Below are 16,663 nucleotides of genomic sequence, written 5' to 3'. Positions count from 1 at the left end.
TTAAGTCCCTTTATACCTGCCCAGTGAGTATTGCCGCAGCGGGCAGGCTGCTTTCACAGAGTGGCCCAGAAGCGGCCACTTGTAAACAGGTCTTCCTTATCCTCTTTTTCAGCCGTAGACCAGCTCCGGCAGCCAGGTTGCCAGTTCTGTCTGCCAGGCCAGCAGCGCCAGCATCACCAGCTGGATCAGGATGAACGGGATCACCCCCTTGTAGATCTGACCGGTGGACACATGTGCCGGAGCCACGCCGCGCAGGTAGAACAGGGCAAAACCGAAGGGCGGTGTCAGGAAGGAGGTTTGCAGGTTCAGCGCCAGCATCACGCCGAGCCAGACCGGATCCAGTCCCATGCTGAGCAGAATCGGTGCCACGATCGGTACCACCACGAAGGTGATCTCGATGAAGTCGAGGAAGAAGCCGAGCAGGAACACGATCAGCATCACGATCGCCATGGCGCCGACCACGCCACCGGGAAGGTCGTGCAGGAAGTCACGCACCAGGTCATCACCGCCATAGCCACGGAACACCAGCGAGAAGATGGAGGCACCGACCAGAATGATGAACACCATGGAGCTCACCTGGGTGGTGGAGCGCATCACCTCGTTCAGCGTCTTCAGAGTGAAGGCACGGCGCATTACGGCCAGGCCAATGGCACCAACGGCGCCGACGGACGCGGCTTCGGTCGGAGTGGCAAAACCGCCCAGAATGGAGCCCAGTACCAGACCGATCAGCAGTACCGGCGGTACCAGTGCCTTGAGGGCGCGCAGCCAGAGGTTGGTGATCTGGCTCAGTTCCTCTTCCGGAATGGCCGGCACGGCCTGGGGGCGGGTGATCGAGACGAACACCATGTAGCCGATATAGGCGACGACCAGCAGCAGGCCTGGAATCAGGGCGCCGAGGAAGAGGTCGCCGACGGTGACGGTTTCCGGCGAGAAGATACCCTGATCGATCTGCGACTGCTGGTAGGCGGAGGAGATGACGTCCCCGAGCAGTACCAGCACGATCGATGGCGGGATGATCTGGCCCAGGGTACCGGAGGCACAAATGGTGCCGGTAGCCACCGCCGGGTCATAGCCACGCTTGAGCATGGTGGGCAGCGACAGCAGGCCCATGGTGACCACGGTGGCGCCGACGATACCGGTACTGGCGGCGAGCAGCATGCCAACCAGCGTCACCGAGATACCCAGGCCGCCACGCATGGAGCCGAACAGGGCGGCCATGGTGTCGAGCAGCTCCTCGGCGATTCTGGATTTCTCCAGCATCACCCCCATAAACACGAACAGGGGCACGGCGATCAGCACTTCGTTGTTCATCACGCCAAAGATACGGTTGGGCACCGCTTCCAGGAAGACGCTGTCGAAGTGGCCGGTCAGGGCGCCGATGGCGGCGAATAACAGGCCGGTACCGGCCAGAGAGAAGGCTACCGAGTAGCCCATCAACAGGATGAAAATGGCGCCGACAAACAGCAGCAGGGGCAGCAGTTCGATCACAGGGCGTGCTCCTCTTCAGCGGGCAGCAGGTGGCCCTTGCCGGTCAGTACCAGCAGGTTGCGCAGCAGTTCTGTCACACCCTGCAGCACCATCATGGCGGGCATCACCAGTAGGGCGGATTTGAGAATGTAGCGATAGGCGATGCCACCGGCTTCCTGTGAGCCTTCCTTGAGTTCCCAGGAGGTGGCGACATATTCCCAGGAAATCCAGAATAGGAAGACGCAGACCGGCAGCAGCAGGCACAGGGTGCCGAACAGGTTGATCCAGGCCTTGCCCTTCTCGCCCAGTGGGCGATAGAAAATGTCGACACGGACGTGACCATCGTGCTTCAGGGTATAGGCGGCCCCGAGCAGGAACACGAAACTGTGCATGTAGATAACCGACTCCTGCAGGGCGATATTGCCTTGTTCAAAGACGTAGCGCATGACCACGACGACAAAGGTAACCACGACCATCAGCAGGGTCAGCCAGGCAATCAGGCGACCGGTCCATTCGCTGAAACCGTCCAGCAGCCTGACCAGGGCAGCAGCAGGGTGGGATTGACTCATTGTTGTTCTCGTTTTGGCTAGACAAACGCGTGAAAGTATATCAGCAAAATCCACTATAACGGCATCAGCCCATGACTACTGCTCGGGCCGGCAAAACCGTACAATAGGCGGACAGACACCAAGGTGGAGACTTCCCATGACTGAACTGCTGAATCTGGAGCCTGAGCTGGAGACCTTCGAGCCCTGGCAGCTGACAGCCTTCTCGGCGGCGCTGACCGAGCGTATGTTCCCCAACTTCGCGCTCTTCGCACGTTTGGTCGAGTTTGGCGATGCCGCCAAGCTGCGCCAGATTCTCGATGGCGTCTGGAGCAGCCTGTCCGGGCAGGGCGCGAAGATGAACTTCGAAGTGCAGCTTGATGCCGTCGATGCCAACATGCCGGACCTGGACGAGTACGACATGTACGGTGCCTGGCCGGCGCTGGATGCCGTGGTGGCACTGACCGCCACGCTGAACTGTATTCTGGAAAAGGATCATTCGGTGGCTGCCAGCATCGGCCAGCTGTCGCGCGAATGCGTGGCCACCTTCCTCGAAGTCACCGAAGGTGACGACCAGATGTCGGACGAAGAGCTGGTCAAGCTGATCAATACTCATGACCTGATGCAGGCGGAAGACGGCTTTCGCGACGAAGTAATCGAACGCCTGCGTAGTCAGAAGCACCCCAACCCTGACTTTATTGCGGCCTTGCGTGAACTGGCGCGCAATGAAGGGGTCAGTAACATCGGCATCAGCGACGACGACTGATCATGTTGCGTCTGGGACTGATACTGCTGGTGGTGCCTGCGGTCCTGTTGATGGCCGGTTACATGTATGACCTGTCGCTGGCCGATGCCTGCCTGGATCAGGGCGGCTCCTGGGACTATCGCGCGGCTCGCTGCGATCAGGCCGGAGCCGACCATCCGTTCGTGCCGTTCATGGTGCGTCATCCGCTTTGGGTCAACGGCGGCATGCTGCTGTCGGTGCTGGGGTTGTTGCTGTGTATCGGCGGGCTCTATCGCCGCCGCTGACAAAACCGGCTGGGTGACCCGGATTCGGCGTTGCACGATCCCCTCATGTGTCGATGAATACACGGCGGTTCCTGCATGCCCTGCGCCTTGCCTCCGGGCTACTCGAGAGGTTTTGAGGCTTTCAATTAGGAGTGTTCAATGCTGAAAAAGATCATCCTGGCGCTGGTGCTGATCCCGGTGCTGGTGGGCGTGTTTTTGTGGCAGGTGCAGCCGGCCTGGTGGCAGGCTGCCAAGGCTGAATGGCTGGCCGGCTTCAATGCCGAGCGGGCTGAGCTGGCAGCGACCTGGCGCAATGAAGGCCTGGCCTTTGGTCGCCAGCATGATCAGGCGGCATGCCTGGACAAGGCCTTGACCGAGTTTGACGGTTGCACCGGCTTTGAATGCACGGTCAACCATGGTCGTTATCTCAGGGCATGTCTGGAAACGGCGACCCCCAGTGACGGTTTTTGCGAGGGCGTGCCGGCATTTCGCGAGGAGCCGACCGAAGATGACAAGAGCTGGGCCAAGTACGGCTGCTGGGACCGCAACATCCGCGGTGAAGGCTGCCGCCTGCTGATGCGCCAGCAGCAGCTGTTCTGCAGCGCCGCCGGGGAGGGCGCTGCTGCCAAGGCGTCAGAGGGTTAGCACCAGCTTGCCGCGGACATGGCCCTGGGCGCTCAGCTGGTGGGCCCTGGCCGCTTCGTTCAGCGGCAGACTGTCGCTCAGGTTCAGCATTACCTTACCGCAGGAAGCCAGCTTGGCCAGCTCCTGCAGCTGGTCACCATCCGGGCGGGCGCGGATGCCACTGACCTTCAGTCCCCGGGCTTCGCCGGCCGCGATCACTTCGGCGGCGGTGACGGACGGCAGAGTGATCATCTGCCCCTGAGGTGTCAGGCAGTCGAGTGCCTTGATGGCCGTTTCGCCGCCGACGCCGTCGATAATCAGGTCGGCATCGTGGATCAGGCTCTCGGCCTGCTGGCGGCCATAGTCGAGGGTATCGTCACAGCCCAGGCTCTGCAGAAAACACTTGTTGCCGGCTGAGGCAGTCCCGATCACATAGGCACCCTTCCACTTGGCCAGTTGTACCGCCAGATGCCCGACGCCCCCGGCCGCGGCCAGTACCAGCACCGACTGACCACTCTTCAGCTGCCCCACCTCGAACAGCGCCTGCCAGGCGGTCAGGCCGGCCAGACCGAGGCCCGCGGCAGAGACTGGATCCAGGGCTGCCGGGCGCAGTGCAAGCTGATCGGCCGGGGCCACCAGATACTCGGCATAGCAGCCGGCTTCCTGCGGAAAGCGGGTGAATCCCAGCACCTCGTCGCCGACCCGGAAGCGATCGACGCCCTCGCCCAAGGCGTCGACAGTACCGGCAAACTCCCAGCCGGGGCAGAAGGGCAGGGCTTCGATAAACGCGCTGGCGCCGCCACCGGAACAGGTTTTCCAGTCGATCGGGTTGACTCCCGCGGCCCGGTTGCGGATCAGCACCTCGCCTGGCCCGGGGCTGGGCTTGTCGATCTCGTCCAGATGCAGGTTTTCAGGGCCGCCAAAGGCATGGATGCGTATCGCTTTCATGTTAATCTCCCCGGTTTCTCGGCCAGTTCACCGGCCGGTAACAATCATCTACTGACCGCAAGAGTAAAGTGATCCCGCGTGATCTGGCAAACATTGTTACAAGGAGAATAGATGAAAGGTAACCCCGTTCGTGGCGCCGGCTATCTGCTGCGTGGTGCCGCCATGCTGCCGCAACCCGGTATCCGGCATTTCGTACTGGTGCCGCTGCTGGTCAATGTGTTGCTGTTTATCGGCGCCATCTGGCTATTGGTAGGCCAGTTCAGTGTCTGGGTCGACTACTGGTTGAGCTTTCTGCCGAGCTGGGCCGATTTTCTCTACTGGCTGTTCTGGCCGGTGTTCGCCTTGCTGGTGCTGGTGGCGGTCTACTACGGCTTCTCGATTGTCGCCAACCTGATCGCGGCACCGTTCAACGGTTTCCTGGCGGAAAAGGTGGAGAAGCAGCTGCGCGGCGCGCCGGTGACCGATGAAGGCTGGGCCGAAGTGGTGAAGATGATTCCGCGGGCACTGCAGCGTGAACTGCACAAGCTGGCCTATTATCTGCCGCGCTTTCTGCTGTTGCTGGTGATCACTTTTATCCCGCTGGTGACCCCATTCGCGCCGCTGCTCTGGTTCCTGTTCGGCGCCTGGATGATGTCGATCCAGTATTGCGACTATCCGATGGATAACAATAAGGTCAGCTTTCACCAGATGAAACAACTGATGAAAGCGCGCCGCGTGACGTCTATCGGTTTTGGTGGTCTGGTGCAGCTCGGTATGCTGGTGCCGGTGGTCAACCTGATCCTGATGCCGGCAGCAGTGGTGGGTGCCACCATTTTCTGGGTCGAGGAGTATGCCAGCGAGGCGCGGGAGGTTAGCCCGCGTCGGAGCCCACAGCCCTGATCGGCACCACCATGTCGGGCGGGAAGTGGCAGGTGAAGGTGCTGCCCTTGCCCGGCTTGCTGTCGATACTCAGGTGGGCGCTGTGGCGTACCAGTACATGCTTGACGATGGCGAGGCCAAGGCCGGTGCCGCCACTGGCGGAGGAGCGGCTCTCGTCGATGCGGTAGAAGCGCTCGGTCAGGCGCGGAATATGCATCGCCTCGATGCCGATACCGTCGTCGCTGACCGAGAAGTGGCCGCCCTTGTGGTCCACCCACCAGCGCAGACTGATGGTGCCGTTGTCCGGGGTATAGCGTACGGCGTTGAATACCAGGTTGGAGAAGGCGCTCTGCAGTTCGGTGGCCTGACCGAGCAGGTCGTATTCGCTGTCCACGTCCAGCTGGAATGAGTGGCCACGGCCGCTGGCCAGGGCTACGGCATCCTGATGCATGTGCTGAATCAGGTCCTGGATCAGGATCGGGTGCTCGTCGCTGATATGCTGGCTGGCTTCCAGCCGAGACAGCAGCAACAGATCGGTGACCAGGCCTTCCATGCGACGGGCCTGCTGCTGCATCTGTTCCATGCCGCGCTGCAACGGGCGAGGCAGCTCCTGATCGAGAAAGGTCTCCAGATAGCCGCGGATCACCGTCAATGGGGTGCGCAGTTCGTGGGAGGCGTTGGCCACAAAGTCCTGGCGGGTCTGCTCCAGCCGCAGCAGACGGGTGATGTCGCGGGCCACCAGCAGGCGGTCGCCTTCACCGAACTTGCTGATCTGGTACTGCAGTTGCAGGTCGCTGTTGACCGGTGACGGCAGCTCCAGCGGCTCCTGATAGTGTCCCTTGCGGAAGTAGCGCACGAAGCGAGGGTCGCGCATCAGGTTGATCAGCGGCTTGCCGCGGTCGGAGATGGCCTTCAGGCCCAGCAAACGGTCGGCGGAGCGGTTCCACCATTCCAGGTTGTTCTGACTGTCGATGATGACGATGGCATCGCTGAGTGCGGCCGAAGACTGCTGAAAGCGGGAGATGATGCCACGCAGATACTGTTCACGGGAGCGGCTGCGCTTCTGCATCCGGGACAGCTCGTCGAACAGGTCGCCCCAGGCGCCGTCCGCTTCGGGTGGCTCGGAACCATCCTCGCGCTGCAGCCAGTCATTGAGCCGATTGAACTGGCGCACCTGCTTCAGGCTCCAGGCCAGTAAACCCAAGCTCAACCCCAGCATGGGGTAGCTGAACAGGGTGCCAACCAGCAGGCCGGCGCCGGCCAGGGCCAGCAGGCTGATAATCAGGGCGTGTCGTGATACATGCATCGAATAGGCTCCATCCTGGGGTCGATCATGCCGGTGGGGGCCGGCGGACTCAGGCGACCTGAGCCGAGAAGCGGTAGCCGGTGCCGCGCACGGTCTGAACCAGGTAGTCGTGACGCTCGCCCAGTGCCTTGCGCAGACGGCGGATGTGCACGTCGACAGTGCGCTCCTCGACATAGACATTACCGCCCCAGACCATGTCCAGCAGCTGGCTGCGCGAGTAGGCGCGGTCGGGGTGGGTCATGAAGAACTGCAGCAGACGGAACTCGGTAGGACCCAAATCGACCGGCTGGCCATCGGCCGTCACTCGGTGGGAGACCGGGTCCAGGGTCAGGCCATCGACGCTAACCGGTTCCTCGACACCCTTGGGCGTGGTGCGGCGCAATACGGCTTTCAGGCGAGCGACCAGCTCACGGGGCGAGAACGGCTTGGTGATGTAGTCATCGACGCCGGTCTCCAGTCCCTTGATCTTGTTATCCTCTTCCGTCTTGGCGGTGAGCATGATGATCGGAATATCCGCGGTCACCTCTTCCTTGCGCAGGCGACGGGCGAACTCGATGCCGCTGGTGCCGGGCATCATCCAGTCCAGCAGGACCATATCGGGCTTGTTGTCCACGATCTGGGCATGGGCGTCCTGGGCGTTATCGGCTTCGCTGCATTCGTAGCCGGCCATTTCCAGCGCAACGGCGATCATCTCGCGGATCGGTGCTTCATCGTCGACGATCAGCACACGTTTGGATGCAGACATCGTTCTCTGCCTCATCTACAGGAATTATCGGAGGCCACTATTACAAGACGTTTCCGTTACACTAATATGACACAGATGCTGGTAATGCGATATCCGCCTGGAAAGCTCATTTTTTTCAGATGGTTACAGGCTGGTGTAGTCCAGTATTATGCCGCCCAGTACGACCAGTTCGGCGTAGTGGTTGTTGAGGAAGGCGCGAAAACAGGGCATCCGCTCGCGATGACGGATCAGCCACTGCTGATAGATGAAAAAGCCCACTGAGGCGGCCAGCCCCAGGTGATACCAGAGCCCCAGCTGCTCCAGCTGTCCCACCCAGATCAGCAGGCCCAAAGCGGCCAGTTGCAACAGCCCGATAATCAGTTTGTCCTGGTGGCCAAAGAGCACGGCGGTGGACTTGACGCCGATCTTGAGGTCGTCGTCGCGATCCACCATGGCGTACTGGGTGTCATAGGCCACGGTCCAGAGCAGCTTGGCGGCATAGAGCAACCAGGCGGTGAGCGGGATCTGTTCCTGAATGGCGGTGAAGGCCATCGGAATGGCCCAGCCAAAGGCGGCACCCAGCACCAGCTGCGGCAGGTGAGTGTAGCGCTTCATGAACGGGTAGACGAACGCCAGCGCCAGACCGCCGAACGACATCAGGATGGTCATCGTATTGGTCAGCAGCACCAGCAGGAAGGCGACCAGCATCAGGCCGACAAACAGTCCTATCGCCTCGCGTTCGGTGACCCGGCCGGAGGGCAGGGGGCGCTGGTGGGTACGTTTGACGTGGCCATCGATATGGCGGTCGGCATAGTCGTTGATCACGCAGCCGGCGGAGCGGGTCAGGAACACCCCCAGAGAGAAGATCAGCAGCAGCTCCAGCGAGGGCAGGCCTTCAGCGGCGATCCACAGCGCCCAAAGCGTGGGCCAGAGCAGCAGATAGGTGCCGATCGGCTTGTCGGCGCGCATCAGGTGGACGTAGGCCAGCAGGCGCTCCTTCAGTGGGCGTGGGGCTGAAATCTGCAATGGGTGACTCCTGCACTGGGGATCAGAGCGGATATTGTACGTGCTCCATGGCGGGGAGAAAAACCTCACACACCAGCAGCGGCTTGTCATGCAAACGGAACACCGAGCGTCGTGCCCAGTAACGGCAACCAGCTTCGTCTTGCAGGCAGCTGGCCATCAGCGGGCTGCGGCTCAGGCTGGGGTCGCTGAACATCAGCGAGCCCAGCGAGCGGTTGCCGAGCAGCCTCAGACGGCGCTCGCGACCGGTCAGGGTGCTGGCAGGCAGCACCGAGCGGGCATAAACCCAGGGCGTGCCCTGTCGGCCGAGCAGCTCCACTTCGCGGATCAGCGCCAGCTGGCGCGGCGGCATGCCCAGTGCCCGCGCTTCATCGGGGGTGGGGGCGTGCCAGCGCTGGGACAGCACACGCACGGCAAATTCGCCGCGGGCTGCACGGGTCAGGCGTTGGGTCAGGGAGCCGCTGTCCTGCAACCAGGGGCGCCAGTGACGGGGTGCCCGGTGCGCACCCTCGGCGAGGGTCCAGCGTTTCAGGTTGAGCGGATTGAGAAGGGCACTGCGGGCTGACACGTACGAGTTTCCGTCAGTTCGAAAGTGCCAGAGTGTACCACCTTGAGTCGTTTACTGCCCGGTGGCGAAGAGGTTTGGCTGGGGCAGGGCAGAGTTCCTGTGACCAGGCCGGGAATATCGCCCACAGAGTGGATGCCTGCAGTAAGACCTCAGAGCCAGGTCCATACAGAAAGACTCCCTCAGGTGGCAACACCGGGGGGAGTCGATGGGCGCTGTCTGTGCGAAGGTGAGGGTTATTCCTCGCCGCTTTCGTCGTCCTGCAGGCTGCCTTCGGCTTCTTCCTGAACCGTCTGCTTGATCTGCTTCAGGCTCTGGTGGCGCACGTCGGTGCCGCTGACCTGATAGATCAGGTGCTCGGACAGGTTGCGGGCATGGTCACCGATGCGCTCCAGGCTGCGCAGCGCCCAGATCACGTTGAGCACGTTGGAGATGGCACGGGCATCTTCCATCATGTAGGTCACCAGGGAGCGCATGGCAGTGCGGTATTCCTGGTCCACGCTTTTGTCCTGCTTGGCCACACGGTAGGCCATCTCCAGGTCGTTGCGGGCGAACGCGGTCAGTACATCCTTGACCATGTCACGGACGAGGTTGCCGATATGGCGCACTTCCTGGAAGCCGCGCTGGTTGGCGCCGCTGTCGGCCAGTTCGATCGCCATCTTGCAGATACGCGTGGCTTCGTCGCCGATGCGTTCCAGGTCAGACACGGCACGGCTGATCGATACGATCAGGCGCAGGTCGCTGGCCGCCGGCTGGCGACGTGCGATGGTAGTGGTGCACTGCTCGTCGATCATCAGTTCCATGGCGTTGGTCTGCTGATCGATGCGACGGGACTGTTCGGCCAGTTCCACATCACCGTTCAGCAGGGCCTCCACGGCATCGCTGACCTGACGCTCCACGATGCCGCCCATGGTCAGCATCTGCGTGCGGATTTTCTCCAGCTCTTCATTGAACTGCTGGGAAATATGGGTCGAGTAATTAGCGTTTTCGAGTTCCACGATCGGTTTCTCCGTTGCTGACGCGGGCCAAATTAACCGTAACGGCCGGTGATGTAGTCTTCAGTCTGTTTCTTTTCCGGTTTGGTGAACAGCGCATCGGTGGCACCAAACTCGATCAGGTCACCCATGTACATGAAGGCGGTGTAGTCGGAGACACGGGCCGCCTGCTGCATGTTGTGGGTGACGATGACGATGGTGAAGTCGTCCTTGAGTTCGTGGATCAGTTCCTCGATCTTCAGCGTGGAGATCGGGTCCAGCGCGGAGGCCGGTTCGTCGAGCAGCAGCACTTCCGGCTTCACTGCCACGGTACGGGCGATAACCAGACGCTGCTGCTGACCGCCGGACATGCCGAGGGCGCTTTCGTGCAGGCGGTCCTTTACCTCATCCCAGAGTGCGGCGGAGCGCAGCGCCCATTCGACGGTCTCGTCGATCACCCGCTTCTTGTTGATCCCCTGGATACGCAGGCCGTAAGCCACGTTCTCGTAGATCGACTTGGGGAAGGGGTTCGGCTTCTGGAACACCATGCCGACGCGGCGGCGCAGGTCGGCCACGTTGACGGTACGATCATAGATGTTGTCACCGTCCAGCAGCAGCTGGCCGGTGATGTTGCAGCTGTCGACCAGGTCGTTCATGCGGTTGAAGCAGCGCAGCAGCGTGGACTTACCACAGCCGGACGGACCGATGAATGCGGTGACGCGGTTCTTCGGGATATCCATGTTGATTCCGTGCAGGGCTTCCTTGTCGCCGTAGCTCAGGCGCAGGTCCTTGACCTGCAGCGTGATGTGCTCGTCGGCCAGGTTGAGATTGCTCTCGCCGCGCTGCATGGAAGAGATATCGATGGCGTGGGTTTTGGCTTCGCTAGTCATATCGGTAAACCTTCAAATTCTGAGTTCTTTAGCAGCGATTACATCTCAAGCGCTTTGTATTTTTCACGCAGGTGGTTACGGATCGCAATAGCTGAGAAGTTCAGCAGGGCGATCACCACCACCAGCAGGAATGCGGTGGCGTACACCAGCGGACGGGCCGCTTCCACGTTCGGGCTCTGGAAGCCGACATCATAGATGTGGAAGCCCAGGTGCATGAACTTCTGGTCCAGATGCAGGAACGGGTAGTTACCGTCCAGCGGCAGGCTGGGCGCCAGTTTGACCACGCCCACCAGCATCAGCGGTGCCACTTCACCGGCGGCACGGGCGATCGCCAGGATAACACCGGTCATCATCGCCGGGCTGGCCATCGGCAACACCACTTTCATCAGGGTTTCGAACTTGGTTGCACCCAGCGCCAGGGAACCTTCGCGTACCGAGCGCGGGATACGGGCCAGGCCTTCCTCGGTGGCCACGATTACCACGGGCACGGTGAGCAGTGCCAGGGTAATGGAGGCCCACATCAGGCCGCCGGTACCGAAGGTCGGCGCCGGTTTGGCTTCCGGGAAGAACAGGTCATCGATGCTGCCGCCCAGGAAGTAGACGAAGAAACCGAGACCGAACACACCGTATACAATGGACGGTACACCGGCCAGATTGTTCACCGCGATGCGGATCAGTCGGGTGATAAAGCCCTGCTTGGCGTATTCACGCAGGTAGACGGCGGCAATCACGCCGAACGGGGTTACCAGCACGGACATCAGGATCACCATCATCACGGTGCCGAAGATGGCCGGGAAAATACCGCCTTCGGTGTTGGCTTCACGCGGCTCGTCAGACAGGAACTCCCACAGCTTGGCGCCATAGTGTACCAGCTTGTCACCGGTGCCCATGTTGTTGGGCAGGAAGGCGCGTACCACCTTGGCGATCTGGATCTCGACTTCGCGCCCGTCGGCGATCTCGGCGGTGAAGCTGTCACGGTTGATCTGGGTGTAGAGGTCAATCAGGTCCTGCTGCAGCACTTCGTAATCGGCGTTCAGCTCCGCACGGCGTGACTCGATGTCGGCATAGGCCTGGGCATCGGTAGACTGTTTCAGCTCCAGTGAACGTTCTTTCAGACGCAGGCGCTCCAGCGCGTAGTTGATGCTGCCGATCTTGTGCTTTTCGATGTCCAGAATCTGGTCACGGATCTCCAGTGCGCGGTCGAGACGCTGCTGGAACTCGGCCCAGACCTTCAGGTATTCGTCCGATTTGGCATGGCCTTCGTGACGGGCCACGACTTCACCGCTCTGGCGAATCTCGCGCAGGTAGCCGTAGAAGTTGCCCCACTCGAGACGTTCCGCGGCCATGATCATTTCCGGGTAGGCCTTGTCGGTGACCAGGTGGTCCATCGCCCAGACGAAGTCGGCGGAGCCGAAATCACGGTTGCCGACCTTGAGCAGGTCACGGCGCATCGCCTCGATACCCTGAGGCACCTCGATTCCGGCACCACGCAGCTGTTCGGCGGGAACCATCTCCTGCTGCACCAGTTCACCCATGATACGGCGGCTTTGCTCGCCCTGGGTGTAGGTGGCCTGCATCACATCGGCGGGCCAGAAGTGAGCCAGGCCGCGTACGGCGATCAGCCCCAGCAGGCCGATGACCATGATCACGCAGATCGCGACCGCACCGGCATTGAGCCAGACCCAGGGTGAGCCGGATTTGGTCCATTCGCTTACTGAATAACGCATCTATCTAATCCTCACTCTCACCGATCACAGGGAACCGTATTTCTTGCGCAGGTGCTGACGAATACTTTCAGCCAGGGTGTTCACCACGAAGGTAAACAGGAACAGCACGAAAGCGGCCAGGAACAGGGTGCGGTAGTGGGTGCTGCCCACCTCGGATTCCGGCATTTCAACGGCGATGTTGGCGGCCAGGGTACGCATGCCCTCGAAGATGTTGACGTCCATGATCGGCGTGTTGCCGGTGGCCATCAGCACGATCATGGTTTCGCCCACGGCACGGCCCATGCCGATCATCAGTGCCGAGAAGATACCCGGGCTGGCGGTCGGCAGCACGACGCGGGTCAGCGTCTGCCAGGCGGTGGCACCCAGTGCCAGGGAACCATAGCTTAGGTGCTTGGGCACTGCGAAGATGGCGTCCTCGGTGATCGAGAAGATGGTCGGAATGACGGCAAAGCCCATGGCGATACCGACAACCAGGGCGTTACGCTGGTCATAGGGGATGCCCACTTCGTTGGTCAGCCAGGTCGGCATATCGCCGCCAAAGAGCACATGCTCGATCGGGCCGGCGATTGCCAGGCCGAGCCAGGTTGCCAGGATGACTACCGGCACCAGCAGTGCCGCATCCCAGCCTTCCGGGATCAGGAAGCGGATCTTGTTGGGCATGTTGTTCCAGGTGAAGCCAAACAGGACCACGGCCACCGGAATCACCAGCAGACAGGTAAAGATACCGGCCAGATTGGCTTCCATGAACGGCGCCAGCCAAAGGCCGGCGAGGAAGCCGAGGATAACGGTCGGCAGGGCTTCCATCAGTTCGATGAACGGTTTTACCTTGCGGCGCATCGCCGGCACCATGAAGTAGGCGGTGTAGATGGCACCGCAGATTGCCAGCGGGGTCGCCAGCAGCATGGCGTAGAAGGCTGCCTTCAGGGTACCGAATGCCAGCGGCATCAGGCTGTACTTGGGTTCGAAATCATTGTTGGAAGCGGAAGACTGCCAGATGTATTCCGGCTCCTCGTAGCCTTCATACCAAACTTTCTCCCAGTAGGCGCTCCAGGAAATTTCCGGGTGCTCGTTGTCTACATGCCAATAGCTCAGGCGATCGCCGTGCTGTACCAGCAGGGCGTCGGCGCGCGGGGCCAGTGCGATGGCGTCGGCCGCGCCGTTAAACAGCGGTTCGCTCAGTGCCTGGCGGTTGGCGGTGCTGCTGTACAGGTTCAGCGTGCCATCGGCGGCCAGGGTGACGATGCCCTTGCGGCGCTGCTCAGTGGTCAGGTTGGTAATAGCACTGTTGTCGTGTTCAAAGTTGCGGATATGGGTCAGCTGGAACTGGTTGGTTTCATCACGGACGAAGAACCACTGTGACAGCTGGCCCTTGGCATCACCGATGATCAGCGAGTTGCCGCCGAGCAGCAGCTCGAAGCTGGTGATTTCGACCTTGGAAGCCTCGACCAGCTGGGTGATTTCAGGGCTGTTGCCCAGTGCCATGACGGCAACCTTGCCCTGCGGCAGGCTGGCCATCAGCCAGCGCTGATCCGGTGTCATCAGCAGTTTGTTTGGCTTAACGCCAATGGCAGGCAACGTGCGGTGGCTTTGCTCGACTTCGACCTCACCGGTGAGAAAGTTTTCGCTCATCGACAGCTCCAGCTCATTCAGCTGGCCCTGGCTCAGTGCGATCAGGCTCCACTCGTCGCTGTCATGGGCAAGCGCCAGGCGTTCTACCGGTCCTTCGCTGATCTGCAGCACGGCTTCACCCAGCGGGTAGACCAGCTCGGGGGTCAGGACGCGTTGGCCATTGGGGTAGGTCGCCTTGTAGGCATGCTTGATCACCTTGACGCTGCCGTCGCTGAGGCCCAGCGCGAAGGTCTGGCTGGCTTCAGACAACAGGGCAAAGCTGGTGATTTCGACACCTTCCGGTAGTGCCAGCTGTTCCTCTTTCAGCACGCGACCACTGGTGGTATCGAAAAACACCATGGCGCCGCTGTCCGTGGCGCGAAAACCGATCTCGGCCTGTTCTTCGACCGCGAGATAGAGTGTGCGTCCCTGGCCGGGCACGGCATAGCTGACCTCCTGCTGGCCACCCCAGGGCTCGATGCTGGCCGAACGGAACAGCGGCGCAACCTCGTACAACAGGTAGAAGAAGATCATGACGACAGCGAGGATGACGCTGATACCGCCGATGGCAATGCCGCTGGCCGCCAACTTGTCCTTCAGCATGCGCGCCTGTCGCAGACGGCGCTGAGCGGGGGTGTTGAAGTCCAGCTCCGGCACGGTGTTGGTTTGCTCAATACTCATGGTCGAGGGTCCTGAGAAGTGTCGAACTTGATATGGCGGGTACAATAAGTCAAATAGATGACTGTTTTGTTACAGCTGTCACAAAAGCAAAAAGGGGAGCCCGAGGGCTCCCCTTCAAGGAGGCGGTTCGGAGTCTTACAGACCCAGATCCTTCATCTGTTTTTCAACAACCTTGGCCGGCAGCGGGATGTAGCCATCCTTCACGACTACTTCCTGACCAACCTTGGACAGAACCAGCTTCAGGAACTCACGCTCCAGCGGCTGCAGGTCCTGGCCCGGCTTCTTGTTGATGTAAACGTACAGGGAACGCGCCAGCGGGTACTTGCCAGTGATGGCGTTTTCCGGAGTCGGCTCGACGAAGTCGGTGCCAGACTTGGACAGCGGCAGAGCGCGTACGGATGCAGTCTTGTAACCGATGCCGGAGTAGCCCAGAGCGTTAACAGAGGTAGAAACAGACTGAACAACAGAGGCGGAACCCGGCTGTTCGTTTACGCCGTTCTGGAAGTCACCTTTACACAGAGCCACTTTCTTGAAGTAGCCGTAGGTGCCGGATACAGAGTTACGGCCGAACAGCTGGATGCTCTGGTCAGCCAGAGAACCGCTTACGCCCAGCTGGCCCCACTTGTTGACCGCTTCCGGAGCACCACACTTGCGAGTGGAAGAGAATACGGCGTCAACCTGGTCGATGCTCATGCCCTTGATCGGGTTGTCCTTGTGAGCGAATACGGCCAGAGCGTCGATGGCAACGGCAACCGGAGTCGGCTTGTAACCGAACTTCTTCTCGAACGCTTCAATTTCCTTGTCCTTCATCTTGCGGCTCATCGGGCCGATGTTGGACGTGCCTTCAGTCAGAGCGGGCGGCGCAGTAGAAGAACCGGCGGCCTGGATCTGGATGTTGACGTTCGGGTAGTTGCGCTTGAACTCTTCAGCCCACAGGGTCATCAGGTTCGCCAGAGTGTCGGAGCCGACACTGGACAGGTTGCCGGAAACGCCGGAAGCTTTTTCATATACCGGCAGGTTCGGGTCGAGCAGGTCGCTTGCCTGTGCAGTGAAGCAGGTTGCAGTCATGGCAACAGCTGCGAACAGCTTTTTCATCGGTTTCATTATCGGCTCCTGATTAGGAATCGGGTTATTGAATTGACATGCGCGCACTATAGGGCTGCTTTGTGACGCTAAGATGACAGTGATGGCGTTAGCCGTCAGTTGGTAAAGCTGCTTGGGGCTGGCCTTTGGGTGCAACCTTAGTAGTATATGCAGTGCAGCATAAACCGGGGCCTGAGGCCTCTTTTCATTCAGTGAGATCGCGATAATGACAACAAGTGAAGATCAGCTGCTGACGCCCGAAGGTGAGCTCAGCCTGCAGTTACCGGCGGGCTCGGACGCAGTGAACATGTTTGGTGATGTCTATGGCGGCTGGGTGTCTTCCCAGCTGGTACTGGCCAGCGAGATCCGTGCCGGTCAGGAAGCCCGTGGCCGAGTGGCTACGGTATCAGTGGGGCACATGAAATTCATGTCACCGGTATTGCGGGGCACTGTGCTCAGTTTTTACACCCGTATTCTGGAGCGAGGCCACAGCTCGCTGCGGATTCAGGTCGAAGTATGGGGACGCTGCCCCGACGGTAATGAGTTGCGCAAGGTGACCAGTGCCGAGTCAGTTCAGGTGGCGATCGACCATCAGGGACACATCCGCGCCCTGCCGGCAACGGACTGAACCG

The 16,663-nt window shown here is 60.7% G+C and carries 17 protein-coding genes; 5 read left to right on the top strand and 12 right to left on the bottom strand.

Going from position 1 to position 16,663, the window contains the following annotated elements; all coding sequences use genetic code 11:
* Positions 1-108: 108 nt before the first annotated feature.
* Positions 109-1,488, bottom strand: coding sequence for a TRAP transporter large permease (locus ABD013_RS14295; RefSeq protein ID WP_343807238.1), 1,380 nt, complete (start codon positions 1,486-1,488; stop codon positions 109-111).
* A complete protein-coding gene (locus tag ABD013_RS14290; RefSeq protein ID WP_343807235.1) occupies positions 1,485-2,036 on the bottom strand; it encodes a TRAP transporter small permease subunit in 552 nt (183 codons plus the stop codon). Before ABD013_RS14290 ends, ABD013_RS14295 begins: the two co-directional genes overlap by 4 nt.
* Positions 2,037-2,172: 136 nt before the next feature.
* On the opposite strand from ABD013_RS14290, the gene ABD013_RS14285 reads away from it, so the two are divergent.
* From ABD013_RS14285 to ABD013_RS14275, 3 genes are all read left to right on the top strand, one after another.
* The gene (locus tag ABD013_RS14285; RefSeq protein ID WP_343807232.1) at positions 2,173-2,778 is read left to right on the top strand and encodes a YjaG family protein; all 606 of its coding nucleotides are present in this window, start codon (positions 2,173-2,175) and stop codon (positions 2,776-2,778) included.
* Positions 2,779-2,780: 2 nt separating this feature from the next.
* Positions 2,781-3,041, top strand: a complete 261-nt coding sequence (locus ABD013_RS14280; protein ID WP_343807228.1) for a hypothetical protein — start codon at positions 2,781-2,783, stop codon at positions 3,039-3,041.
* Positions 3,042-3,179: 138 nt separating this feature from the next.
* Positions 3,180-3,665 carry a hypothetical protein gene (locus ABD013_RS14275; RefSeq protein ID WP_343807225.1) on the top strand — a complete coding sequence of 162 codons (486 nt, stop codon included), beginning with the start codon at positions 3,180-3,182 and terminating at the stop codon, positions 3,663-3,665.
* Here the strand turns inward: ABD013_RS14275 and ABD013_RS14270 are convergent.
* Complete coding sequence (locus ABD013_RS14270) at positions 3,654-4,592, bottom strand: NADP-dependent oxidoreductase (RefSeq protein ID WP_343807222.1); 939 nt, start codon at positions 4,590-4,592, stop codon at positions 3,654-3,656. The two genes, ABD013_RS14275 and ABD013_RS14270, sit on opposite strands and share 12 nt — an antisense overlap.
* Before the next feature lie 111 nt (positions 4,593-4,703).
* Here ABD013_RS14270 and cysZ point away from each other — a divergent pair, with 111 nt between their 5' ends.
* The gene (cysZ, locus tag ABD013_RS14265) at positions 4,704-5,471 is read left to right on the top strand and encodes a sulfate transporter CysZ (RefSeq protein ID WP_343807219.1); all 768 of its coding nucleotides are present in this window, start codon (positions 4,704-4,706) and stop codon (positions 5,469-5,471) included.
* Here the strand turns inward: cysZ and phoR are convergent.
* The 9 genes from phoR to ABD013_RS14220 form a co-directional block, all read right to left on the bottom strand.
* Positions 5,443-6,756, bottom strand: a complete 1,314-nt coding sequence (gene phoR / locus ABD013_RS14260; RefSeq protein ID WP_343807213.1) for a phosphate regulon sensor histidine kinase PhoR — start codon at positions 6,754-6,756, stop codon at positions 5,443-5,445. The two genes, cysZ and phoR, sit on opposite strands and share 29 nt — an antisense overlap.
* Before the next feature lie 49 nt (positions 6,757-6,805).
* Positions 6,806-7,501, bottom strand: coding sequence for a phosphate regulon transcriptional regulator PhoB (gene phoB, locus ABD013_RS14255; RefSeq protein WP_343807205.1), 696 nt, complete (start codon positions 7,499-7,501; stop codon positions 6,806-6,808).
* A gap of 123 nt (positions 7,502-7,624) precedes the next feature.
* Positions 7,625-8,500 carry a 4-hydroxybenzoate octaprenyltransferase gene (gene ubiA / locus ABD013_RS14250; protein ID WP_343807429.1) on the bottom strand — a complete coding sequence of 292 codons (876 nt, stop codon included), beginning with the start codon at positions 8,498-8,500 and terminating at the stop codon, positions 7,625-7,627.
* 28 nt (positions 8,501-8,528) lie between these two features.
* Positions 8,529-9,071, bottom strand: a complete 543-nt coding sequence (locus tag ABD013_RS14245; protein ID WP_343807203.1) for a chorismate--pyruvate lyase family protein — start codon at positions 9,069-9,071, stop codon at positions 8,529-8,531.
* A gap of 233 nt (positions 9,072-9,304) precedes the next feature.
* Positions 9,305-10,066, bottom strand: coding sequence for a phosphate signaling complex protein PhoU (gene phoU / locus ABD013_RS14240; protein ID WP_343807199.1), 762 nt, complete (start codon positions 10,064-10,066; stop codon positions 9,305-9,307).
* Between the two features lie 32 nt (positions 10,067-10,098).
* Positions 10,099-10,932, bottom strand: a complete 834-nt coding sequence (pstB, locus tag ABD013_RS14235) for a phosphate ABC transporter ATP-binding protein PstB (RefSeq protein ID WP_343807197.1) — start codon at positions 10,930-10,932, stop codon at positions 10,099-10,101.
* A gap of 38 nt (positions 10,933-10,970) precedes the next feature.
* The gene (gene pstA, locus ABD013_RS14230; RefSeq protein WP_343807190.1) at positions 10,971-12,659 is read right to left on the bottom strand and encodes a phosphate ABC transporter permease PstA; all 1,689 of its coding nucleotides are present in this window, start codon (positions 12,657-12,659) and stop codon (positions 10,971-10,973) included.
* Positions 12,660-12,683: 24 nt separating this feature from the next.
* Entirely contained in the window at positions 12,684-14,948 is a 2,265-nt protein-coding gene (locus tag ABD013_RS14225; RefSeq protein WP_343807188.1) for an ABC transporter permease subunit, read from the bottom strand.
* A 135-nt stretch (positions 14,949-15,083) separates the two neighbouring features.
* Positions 15,084-16,052, bottom strand: a complete 969-nt coding sequence (locus ABD013_RS14220; RefSeq protein WP_343807186.1) for a PstS family phosphate ABC transporter substrate-binding protein — start codon at positions 16,050-16,052, stop codon at positions 15,084-15,086.
* Positions 16,053-16,257: 205 nt separating this feature from the next.
* On the opposite strand from ABD013_RS14220, the gene ABD013_RS14215 reads away from it, so the two are divergent.
* Entirely contained in the window at positions 16,258-16,659 is a 402-nt protein-coding gene (locus ABD013_RS14215) for an acyl-CoA thioesterase (RefSeq protein ID WP_343807184.1), read from the top strand.
* Positions 16,660-16,663 lie beyond the last annotated feature (4 nt).

Origin of the sequence: Marinobacterium maritimum, from assembly GCF_039523155.1 — a bacterium.
Lineage (GTDB): Bacteria > Pseudomonadota > Gammaproteobacteria > Pseudomonadales > Balneatricaceae > Marinobacterium > Marinobacterium maritimum.
This window is presented reverse-complemented; position numbering and strand designations above follow the sequence as displayed.